Origin of the sequence: Paraburkholderia sp. RL18-085-BIA-A (genome assembly GCF_046027075.1) — a bacterium.
GTDB lineage: Bacteria > Pseudomonadota > Gammaproteobacteria > Burkholderiales > Burkholderiaceae > Paraburkholderia.
Window position 1 is genome coordinate 26,547 of the sequence record NZ_JARESU010000063.1, and the last position, 22,891, is coordinate 49,437.

Below are 22,891 nucleotides of genomic sequence, written 5' to 3' on the forward strand. Positions count from 1 at the left end.
ATTGGGGCGATACCGTTGCTCGCAGTCGTCGCACCCGCTACCGCAACTGACCGGTGCGGGTCGGCGAGGGGCCATTACTGTCGCCGAGACGGCCATCATGGCCTCTGCCCGTCGCAGACGGCGCGCCCGCGGTGCCCGCCGCCCCAAGCCGGTGATGGCGGCGGGTGATTCCGTATGCCACTCACATCAGGCTGTTCGTGAAGACAGCCCACGAGAACTGATCCCGCTATCCTGGTGAACACTGCAAGGCCCGTCGTGTCCTGGCTTGATAGCCAGATGCCAGCTCTGCCGAGACGCCTGGCCGCGATACCCGCCATCGACGCATTCCGTCCGTGAGAAGGGTGCAATGGACCGCACGGAAGGTAGGAGCGCGGGGTTGCACCTGCATTCCTGGTCGCCGGCCGACCGGTCGTAGGCCTACCCCGATCATCAGCCTGCCCGCTTCGTTGCCCTGGCTCGTCGCGCGAGCATGTTCATACCCTCGACGAACGCTGAGAATGCCATCGCCGCGTAAATGTAGCCTTTGGGGACATGGGTGCCGAAGCCCTCGGCAATCAGTGTCATGCCGATCACGAGCAGGAAGCTGAGCGCAAGCATGACTAACGTCGGGTTCCGGTCGATGAAGCGCGACAAGGGTCCAGCGGCGAACAGCATCGCCGCCACCGCCACAATCACGGCGATGAACATGACCGGAATATGCTCGGTCATGCCTACTGCGGTGATGATGCTGTCGATCGAGAACACGAGGTCGAGAACAAGAATCTGTCCGATGGCGGCCCAAGGTGTTAGCGAGGCCGCCCGTCCTTGGCCTGCACCGTTCTCCTCATCGTGGCCGACATGATGATGAATCTCCGTCGTCGCCTTCCAGACGAGAAACAGGCCGCCACCGATCAGGATCAGATCGCGCCACGAGAACCCATGGCCGAACAGTTCGAACAGCGGCTGCGTGAGGCGCACGATTAACGCGATGGTGCCGAGCAGACCGAGTCGCATCACGAGCGCAAGCGCGATGCCGATACGCTGGGTACGCGTGCGCTGCGCGGGCGGAAGCTTGTTGCTGAGGATTGAAATGAAGATGAGATTGTCTATGCCGAGCACCACTTCCATCACGATCAGCGCTGCAAGTGCAACCCAGGCAGTGGGATCGGCCGCGAGTATGAGGAAAGAATCCATGGGTGCGATTGTTGACCGACAGGAAAAAGGGATGTACGCAGAGCCGGATTCTTGCCAGTGCAAGGATCCGAAGGATGACGAACGCCGCAGGGCGACCGTCGAGCGACACCGGATGGGACGCCAAGAATTGGTAGATCGCAGCGGAGAGTAATAATGTTAAAGCAGGGTGAAATATTTGCTCAAACCGAGGTGGAAACGTCAGCATCGGGACGACGCGCTGAATAAAATAAAACATGACTAAAACAGTCCCAGCAGTCACGTACGAATGGAAGCGCTGTTCGGGGGTCATGTTCGATGTCTCTTGTCGAGCGGCGATGATGGAGTGTAGGCGACGTGAAGGGAAAATATAAGGAAGCACGCGTCCTTTTGCTACGTTGGCCGAACGCCGGCTACGGTCCTCCGCGCGATGCGCGGTTTGAGAGTTCTGGCGCGCGTCGGCATCGGGCAGAGTTCGGCCACATTCGGACACTGGACGGCGCTTAGACTTCGCCGTTCGAACGTCTCGGGCGCTCAAGTACCGGACATTGAGATACGGACCCAATCCGGTAAGTCGTCGGCCAAAGCTTCGGCTCGCACAGCTGCAAGTCTGCGTCTCCGAGAAAGTCGACTCTGGTCCCCGTGCGCTTGACCTTCCAGCGACGGGAAGGTTGATGATGAATATGCGGGTCTTTGATGAGAACCGTGGTCGCCCGCTAACGATCAAGTTACCCACTTTGAGAGCATATTCAGATGAAAGCCAACCGTTTACTTATCGTCCTCTCGATCCACGTCGGAATCGTGTTGTCTGGCATGGCACTCGACGCGAGCGCGCAGCAATCAGGTGCCGTGGCGAATGGGCAGATGAGCATGCCCGCTGGAAAAATGGAGACGCCTGCACAAGCCGGCGGTCCGCTGCCTGCATCAACGCAGGCCTTCGAGAACAACGCAGCGAAGATGATGAAAAATATGAGTGCCCCCGGATACACAGGAGAGACAGACGCGGACTTTGTGGCGCACATGATCCCGCATCACCAAGGAGCGGTGGACCAAGCCGAAGTCGAGCTCAAGTACGGCGAGGATCCGCAAATGAGGGCGCTGGCGAAGAACATCATCAAGGCGCAAAAGAAAGAAATTGCCTTTATGAAACGGTGGCAAGCCGGGCACGACACAAACATGTGACGCGCGAGGCAGTATGGCGCGCCTGGCTGGGTGGCAAAGACTTGGAAGGCGTTGCCGAACGACTGCATCTTGCAGCCACAAACGGTTTTTTGGGCCAATGACTTGACGGGCAGCACGCGTGCATGAATGACCGCTGGCCCCTGAAATCGCCGTTCACCTCGCGCTGGTTCCAACGGCCGAGGTGGGTCGGGTGTCGCCCATCGGTGGAGGTAGTTTCCTAGGAAAACTGGATGACATTGATATCACGCTGCAGACGGGCCCGATGACCGGATGGCAATACGCCGGTGGTGGACAGCCAGCGCTGCCTCGCCGCCGCTGGTGGCGTGAAAGAGTCCAAGCTGCTTGATGTCCAGTTTGTCGAATCGAGAAAAGATCCGGCGAAAGCCTTTGAGTCGCCTGAGCAGTAGCTCAACCTCGTTACGGCGCTTGTACATTTCACGATCGTATTTCCAAGGCTGGAGACGCGTGCTTTTCGGTGGGACCACGGAAATGAATCCCGGATCGAGCGCCAGTTGCCGGGTCTCGTCGCCCTCATATGCTTTGTCCATCGACAGATGCAGCGGTCGATTGGTCGGCCCCAGGCTCACGTTGCCGCGCTGTCGCAGCAGGCAATGCTCGATCCGTTGATATTGGGCTTCAGTGATTTCCATCACTCAACCATATGCTCAACTGCAGTTAGTGCGAACACGCCCTTCTAGTCCGCAACCGGCATTGGCATGTTCGAGACATTGACCGTGACTCGCGCCAGAAGTCGGTCGGCGTCCTTGTTCTTAAGGCGCAGTGCGCCGGCAGCGACAGCTTTCGCTCGCATGTCGAGGCGAATCCAGTAGTACGGCGCACCGTTCGGCGTGAAGGTGCCGTCGGCCGCGCGTGCGGGGATCCACGAGGCGGGATCAAGTCCGATTTGCAAGGCCATTGCAAACAGCGCATCGGGCGTCGGATCGTCCGAAAACAGCCGGCAATGTTGGGCTTGCGGACCGCGAGCGCTCCAGGCGCCGCTTTTCAATTCGTCTACGTAAATCATGATGATGGGCTAACGTAATATAGGTTTTGCGAGCGTCGGACACACGTGGCCGACGCTCACCAAAATGCGGGCAAGCTCGATGTGCGCTTCACCCGCTTCTTCGGCGACCACTCGCTTGCATCCGGATTGTTGAAGCAAGCCGCCGCAGAATCGTTGTCGTCCACCCGAAGGTCATGCCAAAGCGGTATTTGCACAGGCGATGGTGTGAGTTTGGCGGACCTTCAACTGCGTCCTTGCCCATCGTAGCAAAAAATAGCTCATTCGATGAGAATCTGAACGGGCGAATTCGGCGCACTCAACGTTGCTCTGTTCGTCGATTGCGTGTCGACTGAGGGAGTCGACTGTGCAAACGCGGATGCTGCCGCCAAGGTTCCAGCAAATGCCATTGCGCTCGCCAAGGATTTCATTTGCAATATCCGCAAGTGTGCAGAGTGTACGACCGATTCCTCACGCGTTGGCTGTTTGCAGATCGATCAAGCGAAAGCGTAGCCGCTTGCGCCTGGCGGGTCGATTGTGGAACCGTGAAAATAAATTCATCTCGATGAACGCAGGAAGACTCCGTCTTTGAAAACGGAGATGCCCTGGAACAGGGGCCGAAGGGGGCTGGGAGAACTCTCTTGTCGTCATCATTCACCGACTGCCAATTTCTTGACGTCAATTTGTCGTTCGTAAAGACCCATTGGAACTTTGGGACCAGTTTCTCTCGACGACATACGATGTCGACCTGCTATCTCCAACCGGCCAGGAGAAACTTCGCGAACGCGTTTTAGCGCAATTGGCAGGGAACCTCGATAGTAGTGAAAATTTACGTGTCGGTTATGGGCTTAGACTAATCATGGCGCGGTCGATCCGAGGCGAAAGCCAAAGACGCCTCGATTTTCGACCCTCGCAGCCAGGCGACACACAGGGAATCCGTCGGTCTTGAACGACCGCCCACGCGTGTTCCAGCCGGCGCAATCAAAGGCGCATTGAAAGTTCCGACGCCCACAACGCACTCGACCAAGTCACTATGCTCTCTTGCCAATTCCTGAAAGCGCCATGGCGATACAGGCGAAGACGAACAGCTCCATGATGGCCAACAGGCAGTTAAGCAGCTTGTTGACGGTCGAGATGAATCCATCACGATGTCCTCTCTTGTTCGTCACAAAGACAGCGAAAACGAATCCGGCCAGAACGAGTAGCGGCATGCCTGATGCTCCAGTCAACGCATTCCGAACATTGAGCCGACGACTGGCGTGGCTCGAGAGATTGCGTTGAATGACTCGTCATCGCGTTTGCAATGAGCCTCAAATCGGTCGACCTCCTCGATGCACTCGTTGATCGCATTCCCGAATATATCGGCAAGCGTGCTCTTGAGGGTAACCGCGATTTTTCCCATGTTGAACAAAGCCGAGACCTTTTGTCCGAACGTGCCGCTTTCGAGTTGTTCGCCGAGGCGCTCAAACTTTGCCGTGCTGCTAGATCCGATCTTCTCGAAACTCGCTGACACTGCCTGCAGAAGTTCGTAGGGGTACTCATCTCCGGATTTGAATCCGAAAGATGACAGATAGTCGCGGAAGAAATCGTACTCAGAAAACTTCTGCTCGAGATCCGGCATCGCGAGCATCTGATCGGGGTCGAAATCGGAAACGTTGAACACGTTCAGGCTGGATGCTTTGATTTTCTCGACAACCCGATCCCTCAGTTCGACCAAGCTACGCCGCACTTTCCGACACGTCACGACGCCTAGCCGTTGGCGCAGGAATGACTGCGACTGCTCCAGATATGAGGCGAGTACCTCGTCACGTCCGAATGCATCAACAGTTTGACCGCCCCGCTTGCGCGCGGTCACCGAGCAGGCCTGATGGATGGTCAACGCCGGGAACTGCCGCCTTATGACTGCCGCTAGCGTATTTGCCTTGTCTTTGCCGTCCCCGTCGCTGTCGGTGAGAATGATCTGCAGCGGCGCCGAATGCCTGGACGCCTCCTTGATCAGGCTTGCCTCGACGTCTTCGAATCGTGCGGAATTCGCGTTGATCACGTAAAAAAAAACCGTGAACCCATTTGCCGGGTTCATCGGGCACGTTGCGTTCGGTGAGAAAACGTCGGAAATCGGAGGTCCACTGAGAATAGTTGTCGGCTTCGAGACCAACGCTGTCGAACATCTTTAACGCGAATCCCTGCTTTTCGAATTCGTGAGATTGGAAGTTTTGCTCCCATGTGGTCACGGGCTTGCCGCGTCCCGTGGAAAATCGTTCAGGCATATCGAAGAAGTAGTTGCAGAAGCTGCTCTTTCCCGCGCCCGATTTCCCCAGCACGACGATGTTGATGCTGTATTTTTCGAAATTCATGTCTGCCATTGCTATCCCGGTAGGGACGCGGCGGCCGGTCAGGCCGCGCACCTCCAGCATCGTGCCGCTGATGCCGCCACTCGGCAGCACCTGATCGGTAAAGACCTTGGCGATGCCGAGTGGAGTCAAGGTGCGTAGAGACAGGGGTGTCCGGCCTCGCACAAAGTCTCGCGCCATACCAACGCCGCGCTGACATAGGTGCCGGGCTGAACCGCATGCGCGACCAGCATCCAGCCGGGACGCGCCGAGCGCATGAGTTCAGCCATCTTTTGCAGTGAGCCGAGGTGCAGCACCACCAGAATGACGGCGAGAAAGCCCATCAGTCCGACGTGATGGGCGAGTAACTGCTGTCCAGGCGTACGGGTGTCAATACTCAGGTGGCGTATCAGAATCTGAGCAGAGGCAACACGGGCAGGGCACGCCGCTCGATACGGCTTTCATTCCGGGTGCGGCTAGCCCTCGTCGAACCGGCCTCAGATGATTGCACGGGTGCCCATCACCCATTCGTTTCGAACGGCGTGATTGCTGGTGGAAAGTACGCATACGTTTGTAGCGAAGCCTGACCTTCGCAGCTATCGATGTGCGAATGTCAGGAAAGCGACTGCGGAACCTGTTTGCGCTATTCCCGCAGATCGAGTTGGCGTGGCAGTTGCCCGAGTTGCTGGAACACGCCTAGCCAATCCTCGAGATGCCAGGTCTTCGCGACCAGCTCGCCCCGCATCTCGTGGAATGAGTGAATGGCAAAGCGGACGCGCTTTGATGTTGCCGCGATGCCCATAAGCGGCCCTGTTTGAGTACCCGTGACTTCAGCTCGCACTCCAATCCGGTTGCCGTGGATCAGCATGTCGAGGATATCGATCTTCATGTCAGGAAGAGCGGCAGCGATGTTCTGAAATATCGATGCCATCTGGTCGGGGCCGGGCATCGCCCCTTTCGGCTCGGGTATGTATTCCCAGTCAGGAGTAACCACTTCGCGCAACATTTCCAGGTCGTGGTGCGCGAACGCCTCGTACAGGCGTTCAATCCTCGCACGCGTCTTTGTCTCGGCAATCTCGTTCGATGTCATATTGCTTCTCCTCTTACGAAGCGATGCATTCGATAACGCTGGCCAACCATGTTACAGCAATCGGATGGGACCAAAGCGCACCAAGCCGGGGAGTCACTGAACGGATCGCAACAATGCTGACGGTTTAGTATCGCTGATGGCTGGTTGGTGAGGCCCTTCGTTCCCGACGATCGCAATCTCGGCGGAAGAGCCGTCTTCCATAACGTAGAGTAGCGAGACGATCGCCGTGGTGGGGAAGTAAACGTGATTGAGCCGGTCGCCGGATTCATATACAACCTGCCCCAAGGGCATATCAATGCTGACCAGATGGGGGAAAAGGCGCGCCCACTCTGCTTCGGGCAGAACGGAGAGCAGGTGATTCCGTTTGGGATTTTGCTCGTTTGCCACGTGTCGCTCCCCGACATGCTGTCCAGAAACTGCCCCTGCTCGCCAAATTGTTCATGACAATGTCAGGTCTCGACGGCGGTTGGACAACAGGCCCCACGAAACTGGCGATGACGCCGCCGTGTTGCAACGCGCGCCCGGAATCTGCCTAAATTATAGATCGTGCACCGGGCGGCATTGTGTCATGCAACGGCCTCAATTGTGGCTTGCCGTGTCTGCACTGACGACTCTTTTAGCGCCGTGATCCTGGCAAATGCGAAGGACGTCCCGATAGGTCCGGGTAACGTCCATCAAATCCTCGGCGAGCCGAGCTATGTTGGCGATTTGCCGATCGATCATGTCAAGCGACCGAAGCACCTCCGGTCGGTCCGCCGACGCCCTGCGGATGAGCTGAGTGGCGAACTGCAGCGGGGTGAGCGGTGCGCGAAGCTCATGCGCCACCATAGCCAGAACCTGATTTTTCAGTTTCGGTGCACCGGCATGGTCGCCGACTGGACGGGACGCATTGAATGCGACGACGGTAGACTGTCGCGGAGCGCCTTCGATAATTTCTTCTCTCCCATCCGCGTGGCGTTCGTCGCGAGCGCTAACAGACCACCGGAAAGATGTAGGGTGAACTGATATATTTTTTCCCCAGATCGCGCCCTTCAGGTCGCGATGCACAAAGCGCCGGTAGCTCACCAATGCCTGCATCGTGAGAGCGATCTGACGCTGAAGATCGCTGCAACGCGCAGGTTGAGATAGCACGATCCCACGGACGGTACGGTAAGTCTGTACGGTGGCGTTCAGGTCAGTAAAAACAACCGCATCGATCGCCCTCCGCCTGGTTTGCCCGGAATAGATCAGCGTCATTCTTTTGCGCCGGCAGTGCTCAGTAAGCGGCGACGGAACGGGGGCTGCAGATCAGGCGTATTGTCGAAGACTCAACGAAAATTCCCTGAGCGCGTTGATCCCGCTCTGCTCGCAAAGACGACACCAGTCCTGCAACTGGGAGAGCAACTGCTCCCGCGATGCATTGGAGCGCTCCCACATCGCCGACAGATCCCTCCTCAATTCCATGCAGGCACGTAGCTTCTGGTTGTGGTCGTATGTTTCCGGCAACGGTCGTCGATCCTGATTTCGTTGGGCCTCCAGCCCGTTGCGAAGCCGCATCGTTGCACCGCGCATAAGAAGGTACCTTTCGCGGCGGCTGGCGTGCCCCATGCGCTCGATTTCCTCACGGCAGGCGCGTTCGGCCGCCCTTGCAAAGCCGGCCATGACCTCGTGGCGGTTGCGAAGTACGGCTTGCAGCGTATCGTCGTCGAGCACCACCTTGCCTTTGACCCGATGCGGTGTGGACGCCACTTTTTTCGCTTTCGCGAGACCCAGCGCGGAAAGGATGCAGATGTACGTCCAACCGATGTCGAGTTCGTACCACTTACTGGACAGCTTTGCGGATGTCGCATAAGCGTGGTGATTGTTGTGCAGTTCCTCTCCGCCGATCAGAACGCCGACGGGGATCAGATTCGTGCTCGCATCGTCAGTACCGAAATTGCGATAACCCCAGAAATGTCCGGCGCCGTTGACCACGCCGCCTGCCCAGAACGGAATCCACATCATCTGGACGGCCCAGACCGACATGCCGACGATGCCGAACAGCGCAACATCGATCACCAAGAGCAGGCTTATGCCAAGATTCGGGTACTTCGCGTAGACGTTGCGTTCCATCCAGTCGTTCGGTGTGCCGTGGCCGAACCTGCGCAGTGTTTCTTCGTTTTTCGCTTCGACGCGATAGAGCTCAGCGCCCCCGAGCAGCACCTTCCAGATACCACGGGTTTGCGGACTGTGCGGGTCGTCATCGGTCTCGCACTTCGCGTGATGCTTACGATGGACTGCGGCCCACGGGCCGGTAACCATGCCCGTCGTCATCCACAGCCAGAAGCGGAAACAATGGCTCACTGCCGGATGCAGATCAAGCGCGCGGTGCGCCTGGCAGCGGTGGAGGTAGACCGTCACGCTGACTATCGTGGCATGCGTCAATACCAGCGTGGCCAGCAGAGTCTGCCACCACAACAGGGAAAGCAAGCCGTTCGAGAGAAATGCCAGGGAAGTACTAAACAAGTCGGTCTTCTTTCTAAGCAAAGCAGAGCAGAGCGTCGGGATGTCGCGGGCTAACCCGCTCCGTTTCCCTCGCTTTATTCGGGTCCTGCCCCACCCGATTGTCTGTGGCGCGACAGAAACGAATTCAGCGCGAAACGATTGCCAGACAACCAGGCCGGGCAAACCGGACGTGATTGTTTCGTGCGTCTTTGGCCGCCCCGTCGTGCCGCTATACGACTCAGGGGAGATCGTCTACACGATGTACGCCACGGCCGACGATGTCGGTACGGTTTCGTACCAGAAAGCGGGATGTCGAAGCGCGATGGCAGCGGTTTGCGCCGCGAGCAGGCGACCGGCAAACGGCCGATTCCGACCTGTTTGGCTGCTAGCGTGCCGGGTCGATAGACGCTACGAGTGTCTCTACGCTCGCGGACTCGTGATGCGGCCGCACCTCCGCGGGGCGGCGCGTGGCCGGTACGGCACCGTACCGACTCCGATCTCAATGATAGGCACCGTGTCTGTGTTGCCTTGAATTTGTCCTTTCAAGGTGCTTCAGAGACGGCCGCATGACACACGATCCTGTCCGATCGCCGCGACCGACTGCGCCCACCCACAAGACGGGGTTGGTAACCATGAATCCGATCACCTTGTTTCTGTCAGTCGCATTCGTGCTGGCCGGTGCCGCCGCCGGCCAATGGATCAGCATCTATCTGGCGCCCCCCTTGATCATCATCGGCATCCTGGTCGGACTGGAAGCAGCCATTGCTGCGAACTTCGTCGAAGCGGTTCGCGTCTATGAAAATCAGCCGGATGCGCTCCAACTTCGTGCGATGAACATCATTTATGAAACCACCAAGGAGCGCGGGGCGACCATCCCCATGCCGACGTCGATGGTGGACAGTCTGAATCCGGCGCTGGCGCTCGCAATCGCAGGACGTGATCCTGCTACCGGCGCAGTGTGAGTCCGCTCAAGACGGCAGCGTAGATGAAGCGGAGAATGCCAACGCGACGGCTCATGACATGAAAGCTCGAGCTATGCGTTGATCCGGCGTTAGCGCCGTTGTTACCGCCGTTGCAGATGTTGCCGTCATGGTTCGCGATTACCCATGGAGACCGCGATGAACATCAGTCCTCTCGCCGGCAAGCGCTTGCCCCATACAATGCTGGTCAATGTGCCGCGGCTTGTCACGGCGTACTACACCGACAAGCCAGATCCGGCTATCCCGGCGCACCGGGTCGCGTTCGGCACATCCGGGCATCGCGGCTCGGCGTTCACGCGCAGCTTCAACGAGTGGCACGTACTCGCCATCACGCAGGCCATTTGCCACTACCGGAAGCAGCATGGTATCGACGGCCCGCTCTTTATCGGCATCGATACGCATGCACTGTCTGAACCCGCTTACGCGAGCGCGCTGGAGGTGCTCGCTGCCAATGGTGTTGAGGTCATGATCGCGCAAAACGGCGAATACACGCCCACACCGGCCGTGTCGCACGCCATCCTTGCGTACAATCGCGGCCGGCCCGCGGGTCTGGCGGACGGCATTGTCATCACGCCGTCGCACAATCCACCAGAAAGCGGGGGTTTCAAGTACAACCCGCCGAATGGCGGCCCCGCCGACGAGACGGTGACCAGTTGGATCGAAAGAGCGGCGAATGGGTTACTCGAAAGCAGGCTTGATGGCGTGCTGCGCATGTGTCTGTCAAGAGCGCTGCGCGCCACGACGACGCACCGGCATGACTTCCTCAACGCCTACGTTGGAGATCTCGTCAATGTCGTCGATATGGCTGTGGTGCGTGGCGCGCCGATCCGCCTGGGAGTCGACCCGCTTGGCGGGGCGGGCGTGCACTACTGGGGGCCGATTGCCGAGCGCTACAACCTGAATCTCAGCGTGGTCAACGACGAGGTCGATCCGACCTTCCGCTTCATGAGTGTCGATTGGGATGGACGGATTCGCATGGATCCGTCGTCGCCTTATGCGATGCAAATGCTGATCGACCAGAAGGACCGCTTCGACGTGGCCTTTGCGTGCGATACGGATCACGATCGTCATGGCATCGTCACCCGAGACGCGGGGCTGCTGCCGCCGAATCACTATCTCACGGTGCTCGTCCACTATCTGTACGCGAATCGACCGCAATGGCGCGCTCACGCGGCGGTCGGCAAGACGATAGTCAGCAGCCAGATGATCGACCGTGTGACGGAAAAACTCGGCCGCACGCTTTACGAAGTGCCGGTCGGCTTCAAATGGTTTGTTAATGGACTGCTCGACGGCTCTCTGGGTTTCGCAGGTGAAGAGAGCGCGGGCGCCAGTTGTCTGCGGCTCGACGGCACGGCGTGGAGCACCGACAAGGACGGTATCGTGTCCGCTTTGCTTGCGGCGGAAATCACGACCCGCACCGGCCGGGATCCCGCCGAGATTTTCCGTGATCTGACCCAGCGGCTGGGCGAACCGGTCGAACGTCGCGTACAGGCGGCGGCGACGGCGCCGCAACGCGCGCTGCTTGCACGGCTCTCGCCCGCGCAGTTTCCTCACACTGAACTTGCCGGCGAAAAAATCGAGCAGGTGCTCGACCGGGCGCCGGGCAATAGCGCGGCCATTGGCGGCATCAAGGTGGTCACGAAGAGCGGCTGGTTCGCCGCGCGCCCGTCGGGCACCGAAGATATCTACAAGATCTATGCGGAAAGCTTCCGCGGCGAGGATCACCTGACACGCATCGTTAGCGAGGCCCAGGCGATGGTCGACAGCACGCTCGAGGCACAGGCGGCCACGGATGATGGCGCCCAGCCGTGAGCGCGGAAAGTAGGAGGCCTGTTGGGCATGCAGGCCGGCCAGCCACCTCAGCTTTCAATCGCTAACGAGGCAATGCAACGGCACACGGTACGACAGCGTACGAACTGCCCGGTTTCGAATCTGTCTTTGCAATCCGGCAGCAAGTTACCGATCGCCGGCTTTTAGGAAAGTCCATCAGTGTACAGACACGAGAGTGGGTTGGCGGGATGATCGATGCCTCGCGGCGATTCCCATCGCGCGACTTCGGAATTGCTCGTGCAATACCCACTGTATGTCCATCGAAACGGAGAGGCGCTCGATCGCGGCAGCTGCCCCGACTTTCCTGGCGCCGATGCGAGCGGAAACTCGTTCGAAGAACTCGAATGCAATGCGCAGGACAGGGTGCAGCGGATGTATGACCGAAGCGAGCACGTTATTCCGGCGCCTAATGACGATACATATGCACTGCTGGAACTAGATATGGACGACGGCAAAGGGCTTTGGATCTTCGTCGAGATCGATCTCGCGCGGGTCGTGTCGTGGGTTCCAGCGCATCCTCAGCTATACGCTGAATTCGATCATCAAGAAGATTGTGACAGCGCTCCTGCTGGTGTTCGGTCTGCTGATGACGGGGCATGCAATCCTGACTTCGTTGCTGATGGTGATTCTCATGATCGCCGGTGATTTTCTCGCTATGTCGTGACGACGGACAACGTCGATCCCTCGCCGTCGCCCAATGCATGGCGAATCGGCAACCTGACGATAGCGGGTGTGATTGTCGGTGACAGATGTCGTGATCGCCGTGATCCTTGCCGTTGGTGGAATCGCGATCACGTCGCTGCCCGTCGCACTGGTCACGGGGGGCCTTGCTGCGACGGTGGTTTTTGCGGACGTGCTCGACACGATCAAGATACCCGTCTTCGTTCGTCTGAGGATTGCGTAGAACGCGCGGTAGCGCTTTCGTCCATACAGGGACTCGCGATCGACGGGCCGCGATGGATGCGGGCGTGACACTGAACGGGAGCGGAATCAAAACCAGATCGCACTTGACCCGCTCGCTTCCCTGAAGATGACTTGCCCAAGATCGATTGCCAGCCGGCGACGGGAACTGCAGGCAATCCGCACACGCCTCGAGAACTGAGGCTCTGGTTGTTTGTGGGCCGGCCGGTCATGACGATCAGCGGGTCCAACTGGCCGGCGCTTAGGTCGTTCAGATCTGCGGACTGCTGTCGTTGGCCGCTGTGATGTCTGCAGACACTGTCCGCAAATCAACCTGGCTGGTCCGTTCGGTCGATGATATACGAGCATCGATTGAAGCAGTGGGTAAGCGGTCTTGACCGCTACCGTACAGACCTGTTCGGTCGCAGGTGAGAACGTGACGTTACGCCCTGCGTGGACCGGCCATTTCGTGACCGCTGTTGTAAGGCGCGCATTCGCGCACAACCTGTCCCTGACTTTACGCTTCGTGTTTTCGTTCCAACAGAAGTCCTGCGGCGAAGTTGCGCGCGCCCCGGCTAGCCGCAGGGCGTGGTTTCGCCCATAACACCATGCTTTGCCTCGAATGTCCGGGGCATAGCGCCCTAGCTACCAGTTAGCGGAGGTCATCATGCGCACCCAGCATCCCGAGAAGCATCCGAATAGCGAAAAGAGTGAACACAACATCGACGAAGCTGTCGAGGACACATTTCCAGCTAGCGATCCTCCCTCGATCGGCGGCGTGACGAAAATCACCGTTGCACCCGATCATCAGAAGTCGCACAGGAAGACATTGCACGCAAAACGAAGATAAGCGTTTGCTTACCTGATCAAGTGGCCATCGCGGGCCAGCGACGTTGAACGCCTGTGATGGGGGGGCCGGTGGCAGGACGAGTCGTCCATCATCGGATCCGACCTGTCATTTTCAACGTTCGCACGCCGGGCGCCTCCCCGGAATCCTTGTGCGCCGGCAATGGCGCTTGCGCATCGAGCGAAGCAGCGGCAAGCGCCGGACGGGCCAACGCGGGCAGCGAGCGGCAGCCGGGCTTCTTCATGATCGCGGCTCGGTGGTTCGCGACCGTGCATTGACTGATCTCGAGGTCTGCGGCAGTGGTCTCGTCGTGCTCGTCACTGTCGCCGTGGGTGCCCATCTCGTCGTCGCGAGCGTGGACGAGGCGGCGCTGATCCTGGCGAAGCGGAGCGCCATCTATCTGTTCAGTCGGACAGACGCAACGAGCCTGGCTGCTGTGGCGGAAGCCTTGAATACGGTCCGAGTCCAGGCAGTCTACGAATTTCCGCATGTGACATGCCCGGCGCTCAAGATGGGCCCCAGAAATTGACATTGGAGAAGCATCGTGAGTAAAAAAACACTGACACGGAACTCGCCGGGACTCAAACTACCCAGTCGGCGCTCGTCGCACTGGCCAGTCACATCCAGACCTTGAAGCGGATCAGTCACTGGACAGTCGATGTGCCGCGAAGCTCGTTAAACGCCTGAAGAAGGAAGCGGTCACTGTGGAAGACACCAGCGGTGAGAGCAAGGCAAGCCGAAAGTTGCTGGCGGAGACGTTTGACGCGGTCAATACAGCGCTGTTTGAGCGGGGTGCGACGTTCCTTGTGGCGGCCAACGCGACGCTTCGAGCGGATGACCTGTCAGACGGTGCCCCAAAGAAAAGGACATGACGCCCAATTCCAGACAATGCCGTCGTGCGGACTTTTTTGTCACGAAGGGAGCTCGGCTCCCGCGTGCCCGTCACGAGCCGAAGGTAACGACAGGGTCTGCGCAACCCAGAGCAGACGCAGCCGATCATTTGCGCACGAGCAAATCGAGATCAGTTCTATCGTGGATCCGGTATTCGAAGAACAGTTGATTGCTCAGGTCGGACGACCGGCGGAGATCGCCGCCCAGGCACGGTCGGGGAGTGATTGGTGGCTCGGAGATGATGATCTGGCAGCGGCTATGCGTTGGTATGTCGACAGCAAGTTCGGCCAGGAAGTGCCCGATGGAGAGAGCCTGTGAAGACAAATGATCTGGAAGGTGCGCAACTCGATTACTGGGTTGCTAAAGCGGAAGGCCTATCAAACCCAAAGGTGGAGGATGGCCTCTGCTGGGTGGCGTATGTTGATTGCGACAACAAACACGAGAAGTCCGTCGAAATTGACGCCGCCTTTTCGCCGTCGACGGACTGGGCTCAGGGCGGCCCGATCATCGAACGCGAAGACTACTGTCTGCCCCGGGTCAACACTAATGCTGGCGCACTACACCATGGCGGTTACGCAGCATCCACACCGGCCGGCTTTTGCTTCTACGGAAACACTCCGCTGATCGCCGCCATGCGTGCCTACGTTGCAGACAAGTTCGGCGACGAAGTCCCTGACGAGATCTAGCCACCTTTCATGCCGAGGGTTGTGCCTCCACTGGAAGATAGCCATGACATTCCAGGAGTTCAAATCGCAGTTGGCGATGCTACTGTGCGATCAGCCGCGCGGAACGACCGCGGACCTGACCGGCTTCGCCGTGGCATAGTGGGACGGGCGCGATGTGCTGACGTGTTTCTCCGCGACAACGGCAGACTCGACGAGGAGTACGACCTCGACGTGAACGCGTCTGAGCGATGGCACGACGCGTTCGTCGCGTGGCTCGTGAATCCGCGTTGCACCGTGCGGGCCGACTTGGTGGACTAGGTGAATGAATCGCCGCTGCATGAGGCGGGATGAAAAGGGGAGTGTGATCATTGCTTGACCGGCATCGAAGGTTATCCAGCGTTGCCTTTGTCACAGCGTAGCCATCATTGAAAGGACGCCGCGGATACCCGTCAGCGATCGCCTACTCTTCGCGGAGAGGCGCACCGCTCCCGGAGATCATGGTGACGCTCAGCTCAGGTGAATGTAATAAGACTATTGTGCAGGATGGAGTAGCGAAGTGCCCGGACTGCGGATCGACAGACCCGATGATGGGAGCGTGCCCAATCGGTGCAATGACCGTTCACCAAGAATACGTCTGCAACGTCTACCAAAACGAGTTCAAGGCGCTCTACGCGCACGTCGACTTCTATAAGGTTGCTTACCCGCGGTGCCACGCCGCTACGCTTGCGGCGTTGGCGCGACAGCCGGTGAGGCTTTCGGTGTCGGTACGGGCAAGGTCTTGGGCTGGAACCGGCCCAGGAGCCGCGGGTGGCCGAGAACGGGATGCACACCTCCGATTGTAGGAGACATTCGCGGAGATTAGCGTGGCAACGTTCGGCCGAAGCGACCGCTTATGCCTTTCCAGTTGAGATCACCCGAGAAAATGTCCGCTTCAATCACTTCAAAGAGATGCATTCAACCATTTCAGCCTTGGAAAAGAGAGACCTTAAAGCAAACTTTCTGGCGACGGTTCTGTTCTTCGCATGCGGGAAAGTCGCTTTCCTTTTTATTCTCGCGCCAATACGTTTGGTTCGCCGCGCCTATAAGGAAAACAAGGACTGTGTGTGACGTTCAATCGCCGGGCCCTCGTGGAAAATACCGCCTCACCACGATCGGGACGTGAGGCTCTCGCTTCAACGCTGAACCTGATACGGTGGACATGTAGACAGGCGCTGATCGTCTACCGCGCCGCCGACGGTGAAGTGATACAGGCTTTGCCAGGTGTGATCCTCCACGCCGAGCAGTGTGTGCATTTCATCATCGAAAAAGCAGCCAATTCCTGTCGCACGCACGCCGGCGGCTTCGGCTTCGAGATAGAGCGCGTGGCCAAGAATGCCGCATTCCCAGAACAGATGGCGATAACGCCATGGCTGCTTCAACGCGATTCCGAATCCTGCGATCATTCCCAGCGCAAAGCAGGAATCGGCGCCGATATCCTGGTGGCAGCAGATCAACTTTGCCGTGGCGCGCAAATCGTAAGGCAGCAGAAGATAGAGTGGCAGATGATCGGGGCCGGTCTTTTGCCACAGCCATTCTGGACGTAGAGATCGCTTGAGATCCGGCAGCGCGCCCGGATTTCTCACGAACATATACAGGCCTGGCTCCAGGTCGCCCACGCGATGCACCATTAGCGCTGCATGCACTGCTGCAGGAGACATCAGCGCATTCCATGGCGGCGTGTCATGACGTGGTAACAGGCAGGCCAGCATGCTGAAAAACGCCGCCTTGGCGATGCACGTAGTACCGTCGAAATTCACCGCGCTGCGACGCTGCCGCGCGATCCGGGCAAAGCTGAGATCAAGGGCGGGCGCCGCGGGCGACGGGCGCTTTTCCGGATTCGGCAAGGTCGATTCGCGAGTACGGGCCTTATGCGTGGCGCGATGGATCGAATCGATATCCGGCCACTTCACATGTCCTGGACTCAGCTGATTCGCGTGTCCGTGCCACTGTACGCTATCCAAGACGATCAGCATGCGCTCAAGATCAGGCGGCAGTTCAGGGTTACCGATCCAGAGCAAGGCATCCGGCGCCTCTGCTTCTGCCTTCCCGAAATCTCCTCCGCGGTTCAATCCAAGCAGGTTGGCCACCGCGTCGTCTGCAGCCGCCTCCACCAGTCGCGTCTGCCAGCCAAGCGCTGCCGCTGCGTAACTCACCGCGGCGATGACATGGCCGCAATCGTGCTGGCAGTAACGCCAGGCGCGCATGCCGTATTTCCAAGCCTCGCGCCAGGGGATCGAGCTTATGCCGACCAGGACACCACTTTGCGGGAACGCCTCGCTCCATCGTTCGTTATCCACTGCAGCGCGACATTCAAGGGAGTGGTCCCGGCTCAGGTAATGGTAGACCCCACCGGACAAGCCGGGCAGAGTGGGACACAGAAGATAGCCCTCGGTCGGATGCAGATTTCCGCTCGAAGGGTTGCAGCGCAGTGCCCACCGCTGGGTGCCGTAGGATTTCCACGCCGACAGGCCGAGCGAAAGTTCGAACAGGATTGCCAGACTGGAAAGATCGAATCTGCGCACGGGCGGCAAAGCGCCGCAGCGCAGTTCGTTGTAGCGCGTAGTCAGGCTATCCGCGGCTAACGGCAGACCAATGCGCGGTGCGCCGTGAAACACCCGGAACGGATCCGGTTGGGTCGCCCAGTCGAGTTTTCCGGGGCCAGGAGCGTAGCCGCTGACGCGATGCTTGCTGCGCTCGTGATATTCAAGCATCGCATGCCTTAACCGGTCCATGTTCTCCTCAGACCAGGAATATCCGCACATGCGGCTGTACAAAACCGGCTGGCTGGACGCTGGGGCGCGGTCGTCATCAAGTCGTGGAATCGAACGCGCTTCGGCAAACTACTTTTGCGTTCGGCGCCTCCTGTGCGATGCCCCGGCAATCGGGTTGTCTTCACTAGAGCCCTTCAGGTCTCTTCGAAGGTATTCGGGACCGCCGACTTCAAAAACTCATGGCCATCCCAGGTTAGCCGCCAGTCGCTACCCATCGGGCGGACGAGATTTGCGTCGGCCAGCAGGTTCAACTGATACCCCACACCCCGGTTCGAAACGTCGAACGCGTCCTTGAGCGCGCTTTCAATGTCAAATTCGCTGAGGTGCGGGGATTTGTTTTCCTCGAGAGTCTTCAATATTGCGAGTGCCAGATTCATATCGCGTTTCACGGTCTCCTCCTTTCGCAGATAGGACATACATCGAAAGGACGCCACGGGTACAACGTCCGCGCAATCATACCGGTGCGGATTGCGGCACGGCTCTTTGCGCTTCCGCACGGTTGCGCCGAAAGGGTGGAACGACGCGAGCCGTTCAGATCCACGATCGACGTTCATTAGACGGAACGCCACCGGACGTTCCATCTATCGCAGGCATCGAAGTATACGGCGCGCCCCCTCTTCTCGCTGGCGGGGCGCGCTGATTGCAGAGCTGACCGTCGGCGCCGCAATCGATGTGATTCCGGGTTCCCAACAGGCTCATGCCACAGTCCGAACGCGTCGGGTGAATTTCAACATCAGTCGCGAGCCCTGCCCGGGATTCAACGCTTCGGTCCCCTCATACCCTCGGTTTCCATCGCAGCATTCCGCTCTTCGCAGGCCTCAATGGGCTCCATGGTCTCGTCGACCGAAGCTGTCGCGCGTTCTGTGGCCGCCTTCGTTTCGTCGACGGCGGAACCGAGTCCTCCGTCGTCGTCGCTCGGGGGCTCCAGCATGTCTCGAAGCATGGCCTCCAACTCCGGCGTATCCCACGGCGCGCCATGCTGCTCTTTCTTCTTTATGTAGTGTCTGACTTCTGCGTCCTGCTCCGGCGTCAGGGGAAGACCGCGAAAGGTGCTTTGGGGGGTAGCGTCGGTCATGGTATTGCTCCGGAATTTGTCCCATTTTGAGTGTAGCCCTGTTGTGGCCAACGAGCCTCAACTATCGGCTGCGCATGGACTGATCGTCCATTCGCATCGGTCCGTCCAGCGAACGGACGTTGCTATCGGCACAGGTACGAGCCGGGCGCTTTCCGCAATCGCTGCTGATTGCGGCACCGTGCAAACAATCCCCGGGCGGGACAATGTCACGCGATGAGATGATTCAACGCAGGGCACTACGCAGAACGGACATACCTCGAGCGTGGCTTTGCGTCTTTTTGTGACACGTGCAGGCGGCTTCGACCGCTCATGGCGATGCGCGCCGCGATGCAAATTGCGACGGGTCATGAAGGAAGGCAGGAACTATGACAAAACTGTCCTGACAGTTTTCCATCGAGCGCGTGCACAAAAGCTGTACGCTGGTGATGCCCGAGTGCAACCCGATCGGACCCTGGCGAGCGCATGGCATTCGGCTTTCACAACGTCAGCCACAGCAGCGACGCACTCGGGCACTGCGTAACGTTCTGGGGTTATGGCGACGTCGTGAAGGGGACCACGAATATCGGTGTCGGACAGACGGGAGGGTGGAAGATGCAACTGATCGAACCGGATGAGCGCCAGGCTTTCGTGGCGACTTTGCAGCGCAAGGGACTGGCAGAAGGTGAATTCGAACTGCTGGAAACGGATACGACTGACCCCAAGGGCGACGAGAACGTCGGCCTGCAGGGCTATGTCACCGTAACCAGACTATCAACACAAATTGCGAGGGAATACCCCATCGGATTCGAAACCGGTTGGGTGCAGCATTTCAGACAGGATCTCGAAGCTGGCGTCTTCGATAAGGCGGAATGAGATCCCCATTGCATTGGGCTGCAGGTAAGAGTCGACCGGCCACCCGGTGCGGGTACCCGCCTGGAAGCAGGCATACTCACGCCCTGCGCGTGCATCTGGAGGAACAACTCCTTCGGGCGTGTCGCCAATGTCGCCCCCACGCCTTCGTAGGCGGTGGTTGCGAAGTCTCGCTACGGTTGACGGCGGGCAATCGGCAGAAGGGTGCCGACCCAAGGAGCAATTGACGAGACCAAAATGGACATTCGCGCGCCACGTCACGAAGGCACGGTGCGCCCGGTGGCAACACTTACGCCTGAGGGGGAAACAGGTCGCCTGCAACAAAGGATCAGTACCTCGACGCAATTTCACGGCACCCATCTTTTTTGCCCGGGGTCTGGCCACTCGAAGCCCGATTTTCTCCCTCGTCCGACGAATTCAGCTCGCCAGACGATATCGGCAGACGGCTGCGGTTCAAGCTCAGTACGCGCGAGTTGCATGGGCACGCGCCCAGCACATTTGCCCTTGGAGTCAGTTCTCTCGCGGCCGCGGAGAATAACTGGCACGATGGCGCCGGTGAGAGGAATCAGGCACTCTTTCCTGCGGGATTCTCCAACCTATCTCTGTCGGCAGGTGGTCATGGGATTTGCGAACACGGGAAAGCCACGGGCTGTAGGTCAGACTGCCGGGCAAGCGGGCGGCTATGTTTGATTGATTCCGCTCCTGAACCTCAACTGCGGCGACCTCATGGGATCGTGTTTCTGGGGGGGAATCTCGCGACAGAATCCGCGGCAAAAGATGCGGGCGACGCGCGCATGACGGCGATGGCCGAAGAAAAGTTGGCCCACCATTGATTTGCCCGTCTTGCGGCGGTGCGGGAACCGGAGGTCTTTGTGCAACGAACGGTCGAATATCGCGGATTCGAAATTTACGTTGATTTGCTGTCCACATCGAAGGACATGTTCGACGTCTGGTTTCGTATTGAGGGACCCGTCAAGCCTCCCGGCGTAGCAGCGCTCGGCGAGCGCATCAAGATCCGAGGCGGACCGTTTTCCCGTCGCTGGGCCTACTTTGTTGCGGAGATCGCCGGCCAGGCCGCTATCGACGTAATCCTTGGCCCCGCGGAGTAGACGCAAATTCAGGGCGCTTCGTACCTGGCATGAGGGCCTGACACGCTCCGCGTGTTCTGCCTTTCGTCGCGTGGCACGACTCCTCGAAAGCCACAATGGAGGCGATCATGGCGGGCATCCTGGAAGGCGTAAAGCTGCACAGTTGCGGTCAGGCCGTTCCGTTCGGCTTGACGTCCGTCCGATCGTCTGCGCGCTGCCCTATATGGTGCTGCTTGTTGTACCGGGGCACACGCCGCAGTCGCCAGCGCCTATCCTGCCAGTTGTCTACACCAAAGCCGTCGAGGTGAAGAAGGTGAAGACATACATTCTTGTGCCGTGTATCGACCGGATACCGACCGTGCCGGTGTCCCTGGCCGGTGCAGATCCGCTGGTCGAACCAAACGGCGTGGCCATTGACCGGCCATGGTGGGTTCACAGTCAGCGTTGGAAGAACTGGGAGAACGAGTTAATGGCGCTCCTGTGGGTCTGTGTCACTCGCCCCGTATGTCGGTAGAAAGCAGCCCTTCCGCATGGATGGGCTGGAGTGCATGGAGATCCAGCCAGAACAGGGCGCTATCTGAACAGATCAGCCTGTGCGTATGCGGTTTCTGGCTTTCCCGGATGATGCGTCGGCATGAAACGAGAAAGTCATTGCGTACTCGTGCATGAAGCGTCTAATGAAGCGTGCGTGCAGACTTCCTTGGCTGTCTCTCATACGAAAAACACCCCTGCATAGCGTTGCGCAGTGAGCGTCAGTCGGCGCACCGCTCGCAAGGAGCAGGTCATGCAATATCCGCTGTATGTCCACTGGGATAGCAATACTGGCTTTCGCGTCAGTTTCCCGACTTTCCGAACGCCGATGCGAGTGACGATTCGTTTGCAGAACTGACGCGCAATGCTCAGGCGGTAGTGGAGTTGATGTATGACCACACCGAGCAACTCATACCCGCACGCACCCACCTGCAATACATTGGAATTGCATGCGCTCGACATGGAGTGACGGCGAAGGGCCCGCGCTGTCCCCTCAAGAGCCAGTGTAAGCCGGCCGACTACCGGCGCATCCGGCGATGGGAGCAGGAGGTGGTACTTGAGGCGAAGCAGCGCTGGCTGGATCGCCGGCCCGATGTAATGACGCTGCGACGCCGCACGGTCGAACACGTGTTCGGCACGCTTAAGCACTGGATGGGTCCGACACACTTCCTGACACGCAGGCCTGGTCACGTCGCAACTGAAATGAGCTTGCAGATGCTCGCCTACAATCTCAAGCGAGTCATCAGAATACTGGGATTTGCAAAAGCGATGCGTGCGATCAAGGTGGCCGGCGCCTGATTCGACGCCGTCAATGCCACAAGCTGCGGATTCAACTGCTGGGTGCAATAGTTTGCTGAAATCGCTCGGCCGGCGTTTCATAGTTCAGGGTTTTCCTCGGACGCTCATTTAACCGTCTTGCCACTGCATTGAGTTCGGCCTGTTAATACACCGCCAGGTCGCTTTCAGCGCGACTGCCAGATACAGCCGGTTCTGCGCCGTGCGTGAAAAGTTCAACTCGCTCCTAACCCTGTACGGTAGCGTGCAGACGTGTATGCCCGGTCGCCACATAATTGCTGCCTGCGCATGAGTGGCCACTCAAAGGACGGCAATGCTGCACTATCAATTCGAAAACGAGCTGAAACACCTCGAACAGATCACGTCGCGGCTTGTCCGCGGAAGTCCTCTTGGAATACCTTACTGGCGACGACGCG

The 22,891-nt window shown here is 58.8% G+C and carries 24 protein-coding genes and 4 pseudogenes; 14 read left to right on the top strand and 14 right to left on the bottom strand.

Annotated elements, in window-relative coordinates; all coding sequences use genetic code 11:
• Nucleotides 1-429: 429 nt before the first annotated feature.
• On the bottom strand, nucleotides 430-1,173 hold the full coding sequence (locus P0D89_RS31535) for a TerC family protein (RefSeq protein WP_408363978.1): 744 nt from the start codon (nucleotides 1,171-1,173) through the stop codon (nucleotides 430-432).
• A gap of 729 nt (nucleotides 1,174-1,902) precedes the next feature.
• On the opposite strand from P0D89_RS31535, the gene copM reads away from it, so the two are divergent.
• Nucleotides 1,903-2,331 carry a CopM family metallochaperone gene (copM, locus tag P0D89_RS31540; protein WP_408363980.1) on the top strand — a complete coding sequence of 143 codons (429 nt, stop codon included), beginning with the start codon at nucleotides 1,903-1,905 and terminating at the stop codon, nucleotides 2,329-2,331.
• Nucleotides 2,332-2,573: 242 nt separating this feature from the next.
• On the opposite strand, the pseudogene P0D89_RS31545 reads toward copM, so the two are convergent.
• The 10 genes and pseudogenes from P0D89_RS31545 to P0D89_RS31590 form a co-directional block, all read right to left on the bottom strand.
• Nucleotides 2,574-2,885 (bottom strand): annotated as a pseudogene (locus P0D89_RS31545) (hypothetical protein); the annotation flags it as partial.
• Nucleotides 2,886-3,025: 140 nt separating this feature from the next.
• Nucleotides 3,026-3,355: a hypothetical protein gene (locus tag P0D89_RS31550; protein ID WP_408363982.1), complete on the bottom strand. Its 330-nt coding sequence runs from the start codon at nucleotides 3,353-3,355 to the stop codon at nucleotides 3,026-3,028.
• A 1,007-nt stretch (nucleotides 3,356-4,362) separates the two neighbouring features.
• A complete protein-coding gene (locus tag P0D89_RS31555) occupies nucleotides 4,363-4,542 on the bottom strand; it encodes a hypothetical protein (protein WP_408363984.1) in 180 nt (59 codons plus the stop codon).
• Nucleotides 4,543-4,556: 14 nt separating this feature from the next.
• Nucleotides 4,557-5,186, bottom strand: a complete 630-nt coding sequence (locus P0D89_RS31560) for a hypothetical protein (RefSeq protein WP_408377673.1) — start codon at nucleotides 5,184-5,186, stop codon at nucleotides 4,557-4,559.
• A complete protein-coding gene (locus tag P0D89_RS31565) occupies nucleotides 5,152-5,814 on the bottom strand; it encodes a hypothetical protein (protein ID WP_408377675.1) in 663 nt (220 codons plus the stop codon). Before P0D89_RS31565 ends, P0D89_RS31560 begins: the two co-directional genes overlap by 35 nt.
• On the bottom strand, nucleotides 5,811-6,005 hold the full coding sequence (locus P0D89_RS31570) for a hypothetical protein (protein ID WP_408363990.1): 195 nt from the start codon (nucleotides 6,003-6,005) through the stop codon (nucleotides 5,811-5,813). Before P0D89_RS31570 ends, P0D89_RS31565 begins: the two co-directional genes overlap by 4 nt.
• A gap of 299 nt (nucleotides 6,006-6,304) precedes the next feature.
• On the bottom strand, nucleotides 6,305-6,751 hold the full coding sequence (locus P0D89_RS31575) for an ester cyclase (RefSeq protein ID WP_408363992.1): 447 nt from the start codon (nucleotides 6,749-6,751) through the stop codon (nucleotides 6,305-6,307).
• 153 nt (nucleotides 6,752-6,904) lie between these two features.
• Nucleotides 6,905-7,138, bottom strand: a pseudogene (locus P0D89_RS31580) (Crp/Fnr family transcriptional regulator); the annotation flags it as partial.
• Between the two features lie 192 nt (nucleotides 7,139-7,330).
• Nucleotides 7,331-7,987 carry a histidine kinase dimerization/phospho-acceptor domain-containing protein gene (locus P0D89_RS31585; RefSeq protein WP_408363994.1) on the bottom strand — a complete coding sequence of 219 codons (657 nt, stop codon included), beginning with the start codon at nucleotides 7,985-7,987 and terminating at the stop codon, nucleotides 7,331-7,333.
• Nucleotides 7,988-8,038: 51 nt separating this feature from the next.
• Nucleotides 8,039-9,235 carry a DesA family fatty acid desaturase gene (locus P0D89_RS31590; RefSeq protein WP_408364021.1) on the bottom strand — a complete coding sequence of 399 codons (1,197 nt, stop codon included), beginning with the start codon at nucleotides 9,233-9,235 and terminating at the stop codon, nucleotides 8,039-8,041.
• A 716-nt stretch (nucleotides 9,236-9,951) separates the two neighbouring features.
• On the opposite strand from P0D89_RS31590, the pseudogene P0D89_RS31595 reads away from it, so the two are divergent.
• The 10 genes and pseudogenes from P0D89_RS31595 to P0D89_RS31640 all read left to right on the top strand — a co-directional run.
• A pseudogene (locus tag P0D89_RS31595) lies at nucleotides 9,952-10,199 on the top strand (slipin family protein); the annotation flags it as partial.
• Nucleotides 10,200-10,332: 133 nt separating this feature from the next.
• On the top strand, nucleotides 10,333-12,006 hold the full coding sequence (gene pgm / locus P0D89_RS31600) for a phosphoglucomutase (alpha-D-glucose-1,6-bisphosphate-dependent) (RefSeq protein WP_408363996.1): 1,674 nt from the start codon (nucleotides 10,333-10,335) through the stop codon (nucleotides 12,004-12,006).
• A 255-nt stretch (nucleotides 12,007-12,261) separates the two neighbouring features.
• On the top strand, nucleotides 12,262-12,669 hold the full coding sequence (locus P0D89_RS31605; protein WP_408363998.1) for a type II toxin-antitoxin system HicB family antitoxin: 408 nt from the start codon (nucleotides 12,262-12,264) through the stop codon (nucleotides 12,667-12,669).
• Between the two features lie 109 nt (nucleotides 12,670-12,778).
• Nucleotides 12,779-12,928, top strand: a complete 150-nt coding sequence (locus tag P0D89_RS31610) for a hypothetical protein (protein ID WP_408364000.1) — start codon at nucleotides 12,779-12,781, stop codon at nucleotides 12,926-12,928.
• Nucleotides 12,929-13,591: 663 nt separating this feature from the next.
• Nucleotides 13,592-13,774 carry a hypothetical protein gene (locus P0D89_RS31615; protein WP_408364002.1) on the top strand — a complete coding sequence of 61 codons (183 nt, stop codon included), beginning with the start codon at nucleotides 13,592-13,594 and terminating at the stop codon, nucleotides 13,772-13,774.
• Between the two features lie 148 nt (nucleotides 13,775-13,922).
• Nucleotides 13,923-14,300: a hypothetical protein gene (locus tag P0D89_RS31620; RefSeq protein ID WP_408377677.1), complete on the top strand. Its 378-nt coding sequence runs from the start codon at nucleotides 13,923-13,925 to the stop codon at nucleotides 14,298-14,300.
• A gap of 175 nt (nucleotides 14,301-14,475) precedes the next feature.
• A complete protein-coding gene (locus P0D89_RS31625) occupies nucleotides 14,476-14,643 on the top strand; it encodes a hypothetical protein (RefSeq protein ID WP_408377679.1) in 168 nt (55 codons plus the stop codon).
• Between the two features lie 160 nt (nucleotides 14,644-14,803).
• Complete coding sequence (locus tag P0D89_RS31630) at nucleotides 14,804-14,980, top strand: hypothetical protein (RefSeq protein ID WP_408364007.1); 177 nt, start codon at nucleotides 14,804-14,806, stop codon at nucleotides 14,978-14,980.
• Nucleotides 14,977-15,348 carry a phage protein NinX family protein gene (locus tag P0D89_RS31635; RefSeq protein WP_408364009.1) on the top strand — a complete coding sequence of 124 codons (372 nt, stop codon included), beginning with the start codon at nucleotides 14,977-14,979 and terminating at the stop codon, nucleotides 15,346-15,348. Before P0D89_RS31630 ends, P0D89_RS31635 begins: the two co-directional genes overlap by 4 nt.
• 786 nt (nucleotides 15,349-16,134) lie before the next feature.
• Nucleotides 16,135-16,434: a hypothetical protein gene (locus P0D89_RS31640; protein ID WP_408377681.1), complete on the top strand. Its 300-nt coding sequence runs from the start codon at nucleotides 16,135-16,137 to the stop codon at nucleotides 16,432-16,434.
• 65 nt (nucleotides 16,435-16,499) lie between these two features.
• On the opposite strand, the gene P0D89_RS31645 is transcribed toward P0D89_RS31640, so the two are convergent.
• The 3 genes from P0D89_RS31645 to P0D89_RS31655 all read right to left on the bottom strand — a co-directional run bounded on the left by P0D89_RS31645 (nucleotide 16,500) and on the right by P0D89_RS31655 (nucleotide 19,212).
• Entirely contained in the window at nucleotides 16,500-18,077 is a 1,578-nt protein-coding gene (locus P0D89_RS31645; RefSeq protein WP_408377683.1) for a nitroreductase family protein, read from the bottom strand.
• Nucleotides 18,078-18,271: 194 nt separating this feature from the next.
• Complete coding sequence (locus P0D89_RS31650) at nucleotides 18,272-18,526, bottom strand: DUF2513 domain-containing protein (protein WP_408364015.1); 255 nt, start codon at nucleotides 18,524-18,526, stop codon at nucleotides 18,272-18,274.
• Nucleotides 18,527-18,894: 368 nt separating this feature from the next.
• A complete protein-coding gene (locus P0D89_RS31655) occupies nucleotides 18,895-19,212 on the bottom strand; it encodes a hypothetical protein (RefSeq protein WP_408364017.1) in 318 nt (105 codons plus the stop codon).
• 591 nt (nucleotides 19,213-19,803) lie between these two features.
• On the opposite strand from P0D89_RS31655, the gene P0D89_RS31660 reads away from it, so the two are divergent.
• The 3 genes and pseudogenes from P0D89_RS31660 to P0D89_RS31670 form a co-directional block, all read left to right on the top strand.
• Nucleotides 19,804-20,064, top strand: coding sequence for a transcriptional regulator (locus P0D89_RS31660; RefSeq protein WP_408364023.1), 261 nt, complete (start codon nucleotides 19,804-19,806; stop codon nucleotides 20,062-20,064).
• A gap of 869 nt (nucleotides 20,065-20,933) precedes the next feature.
• The gene (locus P0D89_RS31665) at nucleotides 20,934-21,170 is read left to right on the top strand and encodes a hypothetical protein (protein WP_097391535.1); all 237 of its coding nucleotides are present in this window, start codon (nucleotides 20,934-20,936) and stop codon (nucleotides 21,168-21,170) included.
• A gap of 990 nt (nucleotides 21,171-22,160) precedes the next feature.
• A pseudogene (locus P0D89_RS31670) lies at nucleotides 22,161-22,478 on the top strand (transposase); the annotation flags it as partial.
• Nucleotides 22,479-22,891 lie beyond the last annotated feature (413 nt).

Bases quoted from the DNA above. Each gene is read 5' to 3' on its own strand.
- P0D89_RS31615 (WP_408364002.1), top strand. From the start codon at position 13,592: ATGCGCACCCAGCATCCCGAGAAGCATCCGAATAGCGAAAAGAGTGAA.
- P0D89_RS31570 (WP_408363990.1), bottom strand. From the start codon at position 6,005: ATGGGCTTTCTCGCCGTCATTCTGGTGGTGCTGCACCTCGGCTCACTG.
- P0D89_RS31555 (WP_408363984.1), bottom strand. From the start codon at position 4,542: ATGCCGCTACTCGTTCTGGCCGGATTCGTTTTCGCTGTCTTTGTGACG.
- pgm (WP_408363996.1), top strand. From the start codon at position 10,333: ATGAACATCAGTCCTCTCGCCGGCAAGCGCTTGCCCCATACAATGCTG.
- P0D89_RS31575 (WP_408363992.1), bottom strand. From the start codon at position 6,751: ATGACATCGAACGAGATTGCCGAGACAAAGACGCGTGCGAGGATTGAA.
- P0D89_RS31645 (WP_408377683.1), bottom strand. From the start codon at position 18,077: ATGCTTGAATATCACGAGCGCAGCAAGCATCGCGTCAGCGGCTACGCT.
- P0D89_RS31550 (WP_408363982.1), bottom strand. From the start codon at position 3,355: ATGATTTACGTAGACGAATTGAAAAGCGGCGCCTGGAGCGCTCGCGGT.
- P0D89_RS31535 (WP_408363978.1), bottom strand. From the start codon at position 1,173: ATGGATTCTTTCCTCATACTCGCGGCCGATCCCACTGCCTGGGTTGCA.
- P0D89_RS31660 (WP_408364023.1), top strand. From the start codon at position 19,804: ATGCAACTGATCGAACCGGATGAGCGCCAGGCTTTCGTGGCGACTTTG.
- P0D89_RS31655 (WP_408364017.1), bottom strand. From the start codon at position 19,212: ATGACCGACGCTACCCCCCAAAGCACCTTTCGCGGTCTTCCCCTGACG.
- copM (WP_408363980.1), top strand. From the start codon at position 1,903: ATGAAAGCCAACCGTTTACTTATCGTCCTCTCGATCCACGTCGGAATC.
- P0D89_RS31585 (WP_408363994.1), bottom strand. From the start codon at position 7,987: ATGACGCTGATCTATTCCGGGCAAACCAGGCGGAGGGCGATCGATGCG.